The organism is Psychrobacter sp. H27 (genome assembly GCF_059072655.1).
On the sequence record NZ_JCACRX010000001.1, the window covers coordinates 668,590 to 681,697 of the forward strand.

At 44.0% G+C, this 13,108-nt stretch carries 11 protein-coding genes; 4 read left to right on the forward strand and 7 right to left on the reverse strand.

Features of this window, described 5'->3' with window-relative positions; translation table 11 throughout:
- Position 1: 1 nt before the first annotated feature.
- The 5 genes from AC5JPY_RS02585 to AC5JPY_RS02605 form a co-directional block, all read right to left on the reverse strand.
- Complete coding sequence (locus AC5JPY_RS02585) at positions 2-1,507, reverse strand: pyridoxal phosphate-dependent decarboxylase family protein (RefSeq protein ID WP_493852003.1); 1,506 nt, start codon at positions 1,505-1,507, stop codon at positions 2-4.
- Between the two features lie 115 nt (positions 1,508-1,622).
- A complete protein-coding gene (locus AC5JPY_RS02590; protein ID WP_493852004.1) occupies positions 1,623-2,972 on the reverse strand; it encodes a diaminobutyrate--2-oxoglutarate transaminase family protein in 1,350 nt (449 codons plus the stop codon).
- A 358-nt stretch (positions 2,973-3,330) separates the two neighbouring features.
- A complete protein-coding gene (fhuB, locus tag AC5JPY_RS02595; protein ID WP_493852005.1) occupies positions 3,331-5,499 on the reverse strand; it encodes a Fe(3+)-hydroxamate ABC transporter permease FhuB in 2,169 nt (722 codons plus the stop codon).
- Entirely contained in the window at positions 5,496-6,539 is a 1,044-nt protein-coding gene (locus AC5JPY_RS02600) for an ABC transporter substrate-binding protein (protein ID WP_493852006.1), read from the reverse strand. The genes fhuB and AC5JPY_RS02600 overlap by 4 nt, the downstream gene beginning before the upstream one ends.
- A 50-nt stretch (positions 6,540-6,589) precedes the next feature.
- On the reverse strand, positions 6,590-7,354 hold the full coding sequence (locus AC5JPY_RS02605; protein ID WP_493852007.1) for an ABC transporter ATP-binding protein: 765 nt from the start codon (positions 7,352-7,354) through the stop codon (positions 6,590-6,592).
- A gap of 172 nt (positions 7,355-7,526) precedes the next feature.
- Between AC5JPY_RS02605 and AC5JPY_RS02610 the strand changes: the two genes are divergently transcribed.
- Positions 7,527-8,792 carry an SIP domain-containing protein gene (locus tag AC5JPY_RS02610; protein ID WP_493852008.1) on the forward strand — a complete coding sequence of 422 codons (1,266 nt, stop codon included), beginning with the start codon at positions 7,527-7,529 and terminating at the stop codon, positions 8,790-8,792.
- A 262-nt stretch (positions 8,793-9,054) separates the two neighbouring features.
- Positions 9,055-9,984 (forward strand): haloalkane dehalogenase, encoded by a 930-nt coding sequence (locus AC5JPY_RS02615; protein WP_493852009.1) that lies wholly within the window; start codon positions 9,055-9,057, stop codon positions 9,982-9,984.
- A 96-nt stretch (positions 9,985-10,080) separates the two neighbouring features.
- On the opposite strand, the gene AC5JPY_RS02620 is transcribed toward AC5JPY_RS02615, so the two are convergent.
- The gene (locus AC5JPY_RS02620) at positions 10,081-10,665 is read right to left on the reverse strand and encodes a TetR/AcrR family transcriptional regulator (RefSeq protein WP_493852010.1); all 585 of its coding nucleotides are present in this window, start codon (positions 10,663-10,665) and stop codon (positions 10,081-10,083) included.
- Positions 10,666-10,787: 122 nt separating this feature from the next.
- Positions 10,788-11,468: a glutathione S-transferase family protein gene (locus AC5JPY_RS02625; RefSeq protein WP_493852011.1), complete on the reverse strand. Its 681-nt coding sequence runs from the start codon at positions 11,466-11,468 to the stop codon at positions 10,788-10,790.
- A 240-nt stretch (positions 11,469-11,708) separates the two neighbouring features.
- On the opposite strand from AC5JPY_RS02625, the gene AC5JPY_RS02630 reads away from it, so the two are divergent.
- Both AC5JPY_RS02630 and AC5JPY_RS02635 read left to right on the forward strand, forming a co-directional pair.
- Positions 11,709-11,999: a putative quinol monooxygenase gene (locus AC5JPY_RS02630; RefSeq protein WP_493852012.1), complete on the forward strand. Its 291-nt coding sequence runs from the start codon at positions 11,709-11,711 to the stop codon at positions 11,997-11,999.
- Between the two features lie 500 nt (positions 12,000-12,499).
- Positions 12,500-13,054 carry a carboxymuconolactone decarboxylase family protein gene (locus AC5JPY_RS02635; RefSeq protein ID WP_319051493.1) on the forward strand — a complete coding sequence of 185 codons (555 nt, stop codon included), beginning with the start codon at positions 12,500-12,502 and terminating at the stop codon, positions 13,052-13,054.
- Positions 13,055-13,108 lie beyond the last annotated feature (54 nt).

Here is a 13,108-nt window from a genome sequence, read left to right on the forward strand (position 1 = left end):
ATTATTTTTTCCCATCAGCTTTTAGTCTTTCAGAATTAAGTCGGTTAAAACCAGCAATATCCATCTGCTCAATGATGTCTGCAATATCATTGATTTGGGTATTGGGATTTAGAATGGTGAATTTAAGGCAAAGGCGCTGCTCAAACTGGGTGGTGGCCACATTGGCAATATTATTGACCAATAATTCTTGCGCAATGTGACGATTAAGCTGTGCGAGTTGGTCATCAGACAGCGCGGTATCTTTGGGTGTAAAGTAAAACAAAACACTGCTGATAATAGGCTTATGTACCAGTACAAAATTTTCATTTGCATCAATCAGCTGTGCCGCTTGCTTGGCAGTATCCAGACAGTTATCAATCAAGGCTGCATAGCCACCTGTTCCTAGTAAGTCCAGCGCCATCCACAGCTTTAAGGCATCGAATCGGCGTGTGGTCTGCAAAGAGTACGTCACCAAGTTTGGGATATTGTCTTGTTCATCATCAGCAGAGTTTAGATACTCACTATGATGGCGAATGCTCTCGAAATTCCGATTGTCTCGTAAAAGAAAAGCGCCGCAGCTGATCGGCAAGAAAAAATGTTTGTGAAAATCTAAGGTAATAGAGTCAGCCTGATTCAGCCCCTCAATCAAGTGTCGATAGCGCTGTGACAATAGCAATGCCCCGCCCCATGCTGCATCGACATGTAGCCATATATTTTCATCACGGCAGATCTTTCCGATAGACATTAGAGGATCAATCGCACCCAAGTCCGTTGTGCCAGCCGTTGCGATGATGGCCATCACATTGTCAGTACCTAGCTGATTTATCTGATGTTGTAAGTCAGACATCAGCATGGCACCTGATGCATCAGTCGCTACTTTAATGACAGAACGTTGACCTAGACCTAGTAGCGCCGCATTTTTTTCAATAGAAAAGTGCGCCTGGGCTGAGCACAGGATTTTGCCACTTCGCTGACCGATCAGGCCGTCTTTTTGCACATCAACGCCCTTAGCCTTATAGAATCGATTGCGTGCCAGCAGTAAACCCATCAGATTACTTTGCGTACCACCACTGGTAAAGACACCACCAGCGTTATGGCCTATCTGTTCATCAAAGAGAGCACCAGAGATGTCACCAAACTGACAACGTTGACATAACCAGTGTATTAAGTCTTTTTCGATATAAGTCGCTGCTGGACTTTGATTCCATGAGTCCATACTTTGGTTAGTGGCCGCGATAATCATCTCAGCAATCTGTCCGATGACTAGTGTGGGTGGATGCAAGTGGGCTAAGCAATTCGCATTGGCCGTCGACACACAACTGGGTAAAAAATTACTTTGAATATCAGCGAGTATCGTGTCGATGTCTCGGCCTTGCTGACGGATACTAAAGGCATTAGTTGCTTGCACTTGTTGCGGTGTGCCGCCCAAATATACGTTGTTGTCGTCTAGCCACTGTTTGATGACAGCGCTGGTTTTTTGCATATGCGTGACATATTGCTCACTGGTTTGCTGGTTTAATAAATGCAAAATGTCCTCACTTGTTTATTCTACGATGGTATAAATCGCAAATAAGTGACTTGTTATTAGAGTCGTTATCAGAGCTTTTTATAAAAGTGTGAATCATGCTAAGGTGCTGGCAAGACTATTGATTGTCCTCTAGCGCCATATCAAGCCTTTGCAAGACTTGCTGCAGCTCATCTTTGGTTATATTAAGGGGTGGTAATAACCGCAGTACTGTGCCACCACGCCCGCCCTTTTCAATCACCAATCCATGTTTAAAACACGCTTGTTGGATTTTGGCAGCCACCTCACTGTCTGCTGGATAACTACCGTCATTTTGCTTAGGCAGGTTTGGATTAACGATTTCTATGCCAATCATGAGACCACGCCCTCTGACTTGACCTATTTTTGGATAGCGCTGTTGGCGTATTTTTAGCTGCGCCATAAACCACGCGCCTATTTCTAAAACATAATCCGTAACGTTGTTGTCTTTTAAGTAATTGAGAGTGGCAAGGCCAGTCGCCATCGCCAATTGATTGCCTCTAAACGTGCCAGAATGATTGCCTGCCTGCCATACATCGTATTGTTTTTTGATACCCAATACCGCAAGTGGTAGCCCACCACCGATTGCCTTTGACATCACAATCATATCGGGATCGATATGCGCATGTTGATAAGCGAACCAACGTCCTGTACGGCAAAACCCTGTTTGTACTTCATCGATAATCAGCATGATGCCCAGCTCTTTTGTCACTCGGCGCACATGCTTCAGCCATTCTATTGGCGCAGGATTGACACCACCTTCCCCTTGTATGACTTCTAAAATGACTGCGGCAGGTTTCACCACACCGCTTTCTACATCTTTTAGGAAATTTTCAAAGTAGCGCATATGGGCGTGGATGCTTTGCTCAAAAGGCAAGCCAAATGCGCAGCGATACATATTAGGATAAGGCAAAAACTGTACCGAGCTCATCAAGCCTTCGATACCTTGTTTAGGTGCTAAGTTCCCTGTCACCGCCAGCGCACCATGCGTCATGCCATGATAGCCACCGCTGAAACTGACAACACCTGAACGACCCGTGACTTGCTTGGCCAATTTAATAGCCGCTTCTACCGCATCAGCACCCGTCGGTCCGCAAAACTGCAAGCAATACTCATCGCTATTGGTCGCGAGTAACTTGTACATGAATTCGCTAAATTTGTCTTTTAACGGCGTGGTGATATCCAATGTATGCATCGGTAAATTGCTGTCTAATAGATCTTTGATACTTTCTATGACCACAGGATGATTGTGCCCAAGTGCCAGCGTGCCCGCGCCTGATAGGCAATCTATATATTCATTGCCTTCCACATCGGTAATCCAAGCACCTTTAGCTGATTGGATCGCAAATGGCAGCTTACGTGGATAACTACGAACCTTCGATTCAAATTGTTCTTGACGATTTAAGTAGCATTCATTATCAAGTGATTCGTCTAATAAGATCGTGTCCATAGCTTCAGCCTTGTTGTTGTCAGTCGTCTTGGATAAACATTGAAAAGTAAGTTGTGACGCTTACTTCTTAAAATACTGCTCATTTATGTTGAATGATAATGTAAATGATAATCATTATTATTAATAAAGCGTAGTATCTACTACCAATAACTTACTGTCAACCCAGTTTTAGAATTTTTCGGTAAATGAGCACGATAAAAAGAGCTATTAGCACGAAGTTAAGAATGATGAATTTAAAGATGAAGGAAACTATCAAAAACCGTTGACCGATCAGTGACGCACAGCTACTGAGCACAAATAGTTCCAGACTATCTGTGCTCACTTATATTGTTGGTTAATAGCTGTCTAAAGACAGCTGTTATCTATTGGCTGAGGCTGGCACCTTACGAATGAGCCATAAGAAATAACCACCACCGATGATCGCTGCAACCGTACCTGCAGGTAGCTCATAAGGAAAAATAACATAACGTCCGATCCAATCCGCTATTACCATAACACCTGCCCCTAACAGTGCCGCTAGTGGTAACTGCCTTTCAAGCTTCACAGCGCCCAGTGAAGTCGCTAAGTGAGGTACCATTAAACCAATAAAGCTCAATGGGCCAACGGCAAGCGTACTGGCTGTGCTAAGTGCCGCTACTAACACCAATAGCGATAGCGTCACAGGTGTCACTGCCACACCCAAGTTTCGAGCGACTCCTGCACCTAAGCCAAGGACACGCAAGGGCTTGATAATCAACACGCTCAGTACCAATAAGATAATCGCGATACCAATGAGGTACCATACCGTACTGGGCTGGGCGCTATAGGTCGTGCCCGATAGCCAGCTGAGCATCGCCTCTAAACGTGGGTCGCCTGAGAGCTTGACCATATGCATCACCCCATCCATCATGGCGGCAATGCCGATACCGACCAGTAATAGATAACCTGAACTGACTCTACGTGCCAACCAAATAACCAGCAACAACACCGCTATCGCACCGGACAGACCTGATATCAGTAACGTCCCTGCTCCTGCAGACAGCCCTAAACTTGGCAATAATAAAAACCCTAAAATCACTCCAAGTGCGGCACCTGAACTGACACCCAACACCTCAGGACTGGCCATAGGGTTACGCGTTAGAGTTTGTAGCAACACCCCTGCGACTGCCAGCATCAACCCTGTTGCCGCAGCGCTCAAGCTACGAGGCAGACGATATTGCTGCGTGAGCGCCCAGTCTGTACTGAGACCCCAACCGTTGATATCTTGCACAAATAAACAAGCAGCTACAATAATAGCGATCACGCCAGCACCCCATCGCCAAAATACAATGCTCGTATTTTGACCAGTGGTCATAGGTGTCACTGTCTCTATCCGCGCGCGGCGCTGACGTAAAATCAGCCAAATAATAAGCGGCGCTCCCAAAATACCAGTCATCGCACCCGCTGGAATTTGCATATCCAATATCGGTTCAAGCAACAACGCAACGTTGCTGGTCAATAGCAATAACAACGCCCCAAGTCCAAATGCGGTTGTCAAACGCTTACCAATAGAGGAAATACCTAGCGCATTGACCAAACTTGCGGCGCCAAGCCCAATAAAACCAATCAAACCAACTTCGCTAATAACCAGCGCCGTCACCACCGCCACGACAAGTACCACTAGAGCTCGAATACCATTGATAGGTACGCCCAAACGTCTCGCTTGCGAGTCATCCAAACTCATCAGGGTCAGCGGCTTTAACAAAGGCAAGCATACTAACATCGCTAGGACAGCCGTTGTTATCAGCGCATAACTCGTATCCCAGCTGCTTTGAGCCAAAAACCCAGCAGCCCACGACAACATACCATTACTGCGCTCCGCAAAGAACAATACCAGTACATTGGCCACTGCGGCGAGCAAAATATTGACCACCAAACCTGCCAGTATCAAAATAAGGGGATTAAATCGACTAGGTGCTGATAGGGCGAATACCAAGCCCATACTGATGACAGCCCCCACAAAGGCCACATAAAGTCCACCATAAATCGCCAGACTGGGTAAAAATAGAGTGACGATAAGCATGGCTAACTGTGCACCCACTTCCACACCTAACGTGGTGTCTGATGCTAGAGGGTTCTTGACCAGCTGCTGTAATAAAATACTAACAACACCCAGTAACCCACCTGCTAAGAGCGCAACCACACTGGTGGCGACTAAGTGGAGCTGTGTCGCCATACTGGCAATATCCAGTTGCAAACTTGGCAAAAACAGCTCGCTAATTGGACGCGTCCAATCTCGATCTAGTAGTACCCAACCACTCCATCCTGATAAAGCTATCAGTCCAATAGAGGTCACCCACAGTCGCCATGATGTATTGCTCGATGACGTCACATAAGGTTTTGGTCGATTTGGTGGCTGCGGCGATGCGTGTTTTGATGAGGTCGACGCGGATAGCGATGATGGCGAATTCGCAACCGTTTCCGTTTGAGAAGGTAATGTCATAGCATGAACACTGTCAACGTTATTATCGATGTTACTATTGATATGATTCGTGGTATTGGCGCTCATAGTGTTGCCCCGCCTTTTAGTGAAACTTCCGACAGGTTATGTGCCAAACTGACTAGTGACGACATGCCCCCATAAATCCATACTGGCGGTAGCTCCGCCATACAGCGATCAGCTCCGTAACCTAAACGCTGCCACACCAAACTGTCTTTGATCTCAGCTTTGGTTATCGGACTAAGCGGATCTATGATAAGTAAGCACGTCTCGTCGTCTAACTGAGCCAAATCTCCCATTCTTATAGGGACAAATCCCCATTGATTGCCCTCCCCTAAGACCACAAGTTCTTTATTCATTTTGTCTAATGCCACTTTGAATAGACTGTTATCCACATACATACGCATGTTGTTGGCATCGGCAAACTGTACAACAGCGAACTTTTTTGCTTTTGGATAACGCTTCTGGAACTGCTGACTGGCAAGCTGTATCTCTTTTTCACTCTGTAAGATATAGTCTTCAGCCATTTTGGTATTATCAATAAGTACGCCAAGCTCCCGCGTCGGTTCGGTATAATCAGCCCATGTTGCTATCTCGCCTTTCGCTGCAAACATCACTGATTCAGCTGGGACATCGCCATATAGGTTGCGAGCATGCTCATAAAAATAGTTATCTATGACCATATCAACTGGTAGCTGCGCGACTAGCTCAGCATTGGGTTGATAGCGAATGCCTAAATCTGTTATAGACGCTGGTAGCTTAGGACTACCAACCCATCTATCCCACACTCTGACGTCACCTGTCGCAATCGGTGCATGTCCCATCGCGGTCAGTGTCGCCGCATTACCCCAGTCAGGGGAGACAATATTGAGCCTGTCACTGGGGTTATTTTGTGACTTGTTACGTTGTGGCTCATTTTTCTGGGATTTAAAGTGATCTTCAGAGTGAGTCTCATCAAGTTGGGTAATGCTTTTTTCGGATGCTGAGTGACTACAAGCACTCAACATTAGGATTACTGCTATGGAGACTACAAATGCTAATGGCTTAACTAACATCAACATGACTATCAAGCGTTTGAAGAATGGATACTGATAATGAACACAGAGCATAAAGGCGTATCTTTTTGGACGAGTGAGAAAAGAAGAGAGGCAATGCGATATTAAGCGACAGCGACGAGCTGTCCTGTTATAGGATGACTGAGCAGCTGCATATCGACATTGAAAATATCGTGTAATACAGTAGGTTGCATGGTGCTTGCGATATCGCCGCTGTGGCACACTTTTCCGTTTTTTAGGGCGATAATGCGGTCCGCATACTGCGCGGCCAAATTGATGTCGTGAATGATAATCACCACACTCAAGCCTTGCTCATCTACCAAGCGACGAATAAGCTGAATGACCTCAATTTGATAGTGCATATCAAGAGCAGCAAGTGGCTCATCGAGTAATAAGTAGCGAGTATCTTGAGCTAGACACATGGCAAGCCAAGCACGAGCGCGCTCACCGCCTGATAGTGTTGCCGTAATACGATCCGCGAATGCCTCTGTTTGAGTAACCTTTAGCGCTTGCTCGACTTTATCTCTATCAGTCTGAGTTGGCTTTTGTAGCCATTTTTGATGTGGATAACGCCCCAACATCACCAGCTCACGAACAGTGAATCCAGCAGCGTCAGGCAGTTGCTGCGGCAGATATGCCATTTGCCGTGCCAGCTCTTTACTGCCGTAATCGCTAATATTGGTCTCATCTAATGTAATCGTACCCCCACTACTCGTCATCTCTCCTGCCAGTGCCTTGATCAGTGTCGACTTGCCTGACCCATTGTGCCCAACTAGCGCCACCAACTGCTTGGGGTCAATCTCACAACTCACATTGTCTAGTAAAGTATTGTCTTGACGTCTGATGGTCAGTTGGTTTGCACGTAACATATAGGCACTCGTTGTTGGTCAAAATTGGGAAAAGTAAGGGGCAGTCACAATCGCTCTCTCAAAACGAAAACGACAATTAAGATGATTTTACTCGTAAATGATAATAAAAACAATTATCATTAACTAATTGAATGTTTAACTTCCTATTCCATAATTTCTGATGAGTATCAATATGGCCAATATCCTCTTATCTTCTGAACGTAATAGTTATGGTACAGACAGACCATATACCCCCTTAAACGCCCCTGAATTAAAAGACATCATCAGTCATATTAATGAAGAACACATAGATGAGCTGTTAGGGTTTTTACAGGCATTTACCTTTATATCCACCGCTGAATTAAATAATACAGAGGTACAATTGACGACGGTTTACGCTGAAGGTATCGACATACAAGTGCAACCAAAAAACGTAGAGTATCACTCGATTACGGCTCAGAACCAGTTTGATCAGAGTCAGTCTTTTTTTATCGCCTTTGCCAACTCCATTACGCATCCTGATGAGCTACAAGTTCAATACATTGCACTCAAACAAAGAGCTGATAAAAAACTGGGTAAAAAGACAATCAAACTGACCAAGCAAGTATTTGATGTACAAGACAGTTATAGAGTCAGCAAAAATATGCTGCGCCTCCAGTTAAGCATGCCCATACCCAGCAACGCCAGTGAGGTCGAACGCGCCGCCTCAGTACCTACAAATGAAGCCGGCTACGCTTACTTATTTGACTTGGATCACAACGCGCCGACTCAGGAGACAGCAACTGATAGTGCTGAGAATAGTGAAGAAAACAATCTACGCCCTGCTCGATCTCATTGTTATTACACTTTGAGAAAAGCGTGGCAAACGCCTACAGGCATACAGGCTTTGGTCGATGTGTTTTTACATGGGGATACGCCGGGCGGTAACTGGGCAGCTGCACTGCAAGCAGGCGAGACTGTTGTCACAAAACGGGAGTTCCCAGAAAAAGTTGAACACTTGCGAGAGGGTCAAGCAGTACTGATTGCGGATGAGACGTCTATGCCAACGGTTGCTCGTCTACTGGAGCTATGGGGAAACCCTAAACCACCATTGGTCATTTGTGTGACGCAAGATATAGCCGATCAACGTTATTTTGATGCTGTAAAAATGCGTAGCAGCCTTGATGGTATTGATAACGACAACAGTGACACTGATAGTGATTGCAATACTGAAAGCCGCAAGGACAATCACTTTACCGTATTACCTATAGTAACTAATCAAGCAAACTCGGGATCAGAATTGGCTATGCTCATTGACAGTCGGTTAAGTGATTATTTGACTAGTAACCACCTACAAATTGATAAAGTTTGGGGGGCATTAGAAGCGAATACTGCCAAAGCATTGCGTCCATTATTGAAAGACCGATTGGCGCTCAGTCGTACCGATGTCGTGGTCAAAGTATATTGGCGTCACGATTAGTTTAGCCCTATAAGATAAAGCGCAAAGCCTACCTTATGTATAATCGAGGCTACTGACGCATCCACTATTACTGTTTGCAGCAACGAATGCTTGTAGGGTATAGTTTTCATTTTGAACGTTTAATCAATATAGTGTATAGGCAGACAGCTTTATCACTGATATTACAAGTGATAGTCGAATAGCATTCAGATACTCACTGCTAATAGACTGTCTAACCTCTGTGCAAGAACGCACGGTTATTTATTCAACTCAAGGACGACATATGAAAACCCTTAGAACCCCTGACGACCGTTTTACTAATCTACCCGATTATGATTTTGCTCCGAACTATCTGATGGTCGATGACACCGAGGGCGGTGAGCTGCGCGTACATTACCTCGATGAAGGTCCAAAAGATGCTGACCCTGTATTGCTACTGCACGGGGAGCCTTCTTGGTGCTACTTATATCGTAAAGTTATTCCGATACTGACGGCTGCAGGGCACCGTGTTATCGCGCCGGACTTACCTGGTTTTGGTCGGTCAGACAAACCTGCATCGCGTACTGACTACACTTACCAAAGACATGTCGACTGGATGCAATCTGTACTTGATCAGCTAGATTTAAATAACATTACGTTATTTTGCCAAGACTGGGGTGGTCTGATCGGTCTACGATTAGTAGCAGAGCATCCAGATAAATTTGCTCGAGTAGCTGCTGGCAATACCATGCTCCCAACTGGTGATCATGATCCTGGTGAAGGGTTTCGTAAATGGCAACAGTTCTCACAAGATACGCCTCAGTTCAATGCAGGAGGTACAATCAAAAGCGGTACCACGACGACGCTATCGCAAGCGGTGATTGATGCCTATGATGCGCCCTTCCCTGATGAGTCATATAAAGAAGGCGCTAGGCAGTTCCCATTACTGGTGCCGACTACGCCAGATGACCCTGCTTCAGAAAAAAACCGTGTCGCATGGGCCAAACTTAGTAAATGGAAAAAGCCTTTTATTACGCTGTTCAGTGATTCTGACCCAGTGACTGGCGGTGGCGATCGTATTTTGCAAAAACTCATCCCTGGTACGAATGGTCAGCAGCATACAACTATCGTTAATGGTGGACATTTTCTACAAGAAGATCAAGGTGAAAGGTTGGCTGAGCTGCTTCTCAAATTTATTCGTGATAATCCTGATGAATCTAAACCTTCTCAATAAGCAATTGAGTCATGACGCCATATAGGCATCATCAATAAAAAGCACCCTTACTACCACTATGGTAATAAGGGTGCTGTTGTTAGAAAATATCTTTCTTTACACTATATTTTTAAAAATATCATCGATGTACCTTTCGACCGCAGCATCATCGCTAGTTACTTGAGCATAAGTTCTCAGACCTATGATCTGAATCTGAAGATAGCGTGCCAATTCAGTCGATTCTTTTTCTGCACTGATTTCACCGCTCTCAATAGCTTGCTCAAACCAAGTGGCAAATGAGGTCTCTATTCCTTCTAAAATCCCTGTCGCGTGAGCCAGTAGCTCTGGGCTATCATTCTGAGTCAGTTCGGCGACCGTTTTTACGATCATACACATACCACTTGGTGCTGTTGCCTTATTACACACGATCACAGTGTGAATAAAGTGTCTTAGTCCACCAAGCACCGTGTCTTTTTGTGTCATACAATTGGTCAGTCTTTTTGCGCCTTCTGCTGCATAGCGATTTAATGACTCTATAAATAGCTTGTCTTTGCTACCAAAAGCTGCATAGATACTGCCAGGATGCATGTTGACGACGTCTTGTAAGTTGCGCATCGACGTTGCATGATAGCCCTTTTCCCAATAGAGATTTTTGGCTTTTTCGATCACATCCTCACGATTGAATTTTATCGGAGCACTCATAATTTTCACCTTAATAGCTTTGCCTTAAAACCTATTTTAAGGCAAAGTTTGTAGAATCAACCTTAGTTCTTGGTTTTAATCACTTTTTATATTATAAGGCTTATTGACCGCTTTTGCTTTGATTAACTGTTTTTATCAAAATTTTGTGGATAAAGTGCGCGTGCCGCAACGTCATCAAAGTCAGTCTTAAAATCAATACCTTTAGGGATATCGCGGGCTTTTTGTACCGCAGGACGGGCATCAATGTTTGCAAACCAACGCTTTAGATTAGGATAGTTGTCCAATCCTGCATCACCTAGTACGACCGCTGCCTTATCAATCCAGCCCCAAGCAGAGATATCTGCAATTGTATATTCATCCCCAACCAGATATTCGCGCTCTTGTAGATGCGTGTCTAGCACTTCGTAATGACGCTCAGCTTCACGAAGATAGCGATTGATGGCATAAGTGATTTTTTCTGGTGCTTTGTGTCTAAAGTGAACCGATTGACCAGAAAAAGGACCCAGTCCTGATGCAATGAACATAAGCCATGACAGCATCTCGCTACGGTCTTCTGGCTTGCCTGCCAATTGTCCTGTCTTTTCCGACAAGTACATCAAGATAGCAGTAGAGTCAAATACACGTTTGCCATCATCTTCGAGCGCTGGAGTTTTACCATTTGGATTGATGGCACGGTACTCAGGCGTATGTTGCTCACCTTTTAGAGTATCAACAGCGACGAGTTCGTATGGCAAACCTGTCTCTTCAAGAAACAGTGCCACTTTCATTGGGTTTGGGGTTTGATGAAAATAAAACTTAAGCATAATCTTATCCTATTGGGAAATAGTCGTTTGATGACTATAAAAGGCAGTAGAAAAAACATAAAAAATAGTAGAGAGAACAAAAATAAGCGTCATGATTTGAAGCGTTTTCTTATTGTCTGGCAAACACTATAGCCATAAATGAACGTTCGTTCAAGTAGCAATATATGTTGATATGATAAATTATGTACCCATACAATCCACTCTAACTGTCTCAACAACTCATAATAAAAAGGATTAAAAATGTCTGTATTAACGATTATTGCTCATATAACGGCAAAAGATAATAGCGTTGCTCTTGTCAAATCTGAACTTGAGAAACTGATACCCATAACACGTGATGAGGAAGGATGTATTCGTTATGATCTGTTCCAAGATAACGATAACCCTGCTCATTTTATGTTCCATGAAAGTTGGGCAACGCGTGAATTATGGCAGGTTCATATGGAAAACCAGCATCTAAAAGATTTTTCAGCAGCGACTGAGGATGCCGTCGAGTCATTTGTTCTGCACGAGATGACTGAGGTTCGTTAACTTCCTCTCCAAAGTTCATACCCACTCAATAAGTGTCAACGTCAACATAAAGAAATAGCAAAAGGATAACAGTCTGCTCTCTATTTCTACTCCTATTCTTTGGTACATATTTACTCTAGCACTGTCATGGTGCGGCAATGACTTAATTATCTCTCTTTGTCATTGCTGCTTATGACCCGTCAATACGCTTTTATCACTTTATAAATGCGCTCACTTACACAGTGTTACTCCATTAGGCTATTGATATTATTATCATAATTACTACATATTGTAGAAATGTAATTTAATCATTACAATTTAGTTGAACGATTACTCAAATAATTATTGAGCGATTGCTCAATATCATTTATAGTAGTCTCTATTGATTCTCTTACTAAGCAAAATCATCAGTTTTGAGTAATCATTCAAAATAATGATCGATACCAAATCAACGATTACTCTTGGGCTATCTTAAAACCCTAAAACATATTAAGTTTAAACCGACTACTAGGAATTGTATTATGACCGAATTTACACTACACGATAAAGACAGTGCGCCACAAGAAAGCAAAGCATTGCTTGATACCTCTATCAATGCTTTTGGTATGATCCCAAACCTACATGCTGTTATGGCTGAAGCACCAGGTTTACTAGAAGGCTATCAGCGTCTTCATGAGCTTTTCTTGAACAGCAGCTTTGATGATGAAGAAACCACTGTCGTATGGCAAACTATCAACGTTGAGCATGCCTGCCATTACTGTGTCCCTGCTCACACTGGTATCGCTAAAAGCATGAAAGTAGATGATGCTATTACTGATGCGCTACGTGATGAAACGCCACTACCAACTGCACGTCTAGAAGCACTGCGTGATTTTACACTTTCTGTTGTACGTGGTCGTGGTAATGTAGACGATAGCGCCGTTCAAGCGTTCTTGGATGCAGGTTATACCAAACGTCAAATTCTAGAAATTATTCTAGGTGCAGCTCAAAAAGTCATGAGCAACTACACAAACCATCTGGCTGATACACCTGTAGACAAACCATTCCAAAAGTTTGAGTGGCATAAAGCTGTTTAATAGCAGCACCAGCCTAGCGCTGACACCGTCAATTTGATGTTTTCATACTGTTGT

Bases quoted from the DNA above. Each gene is read 5' to 3' on its own strand.
- AC5JPY_RS02590 (WP_493852004.1), bottom strand. From the start codon at position 2,972: ATGGACACGATCTTATTAGACGAATCACTTGATAATGAATGCTACTTA.
- fhuB (WP_493852005.1), bottom strand. From the start codon at position 5,499: ATGAGCGCCAATACCACGAATCATATCAATAGTAACATCGATAATAAC.
- AC5JPY_RS02600 (WP_493852006.1), bottom strand. From the start codon at position 6,539: ATGCTCTGTGTTCATTATCAGTATCCATTCTTCAAACGCTTGATAGTC.
- AC5JPY_RS02605 (WP_493852007.1), bottom strand. From the start codon at position 7,354: ATGTTACGTGCAAACCAACTGACCATCAGACGTCAAGACAATACTTTA.
- AC5JPY_RS02610 (WP_493852008.1), top strand. From the start codon at position 7,527: ATGGCCAATATCCTCTTATCTTCTGAACGTAATAGTTATGGTACAGAC.
- AC5JPY_RS02615 (WP_493852009.1), top strand. From the start codon at position 9,055: ATGAAAACCCTTAGAACCCCTGACGACCGTTTTACTAATCTACCCGAT.
- AC5JPY_RS02620 (WP_493852010.1), bottom strand. From the start codon at position 10,665: ATGAGTGCTCCGATAAAATTCAATCGTGAGGATGTGATCGAAAAAGCC.
- AC5JPY_RS02625 (WP_493852011.1), bottom strand. From the start codon at position 11,468: ATGCTTAAGTTTTATTTTCATCAAACCCCAAACCCAATGAAAGTGGCA.
- AC5JPY_RS02630 (WP_493852012.1), top strand. From the start codon at position 11,709: ATGTCTGTATTAACGATTATTGCTCATATAACGGCAAAAGATAATAGC.
- AC5JPY_RS02635 (WP_319051493.1), top strand. From the start codon at position 12,500: ATGACCGAATTTACACTACACGATAAAGACAGTGCGCCACAAGAAAGC.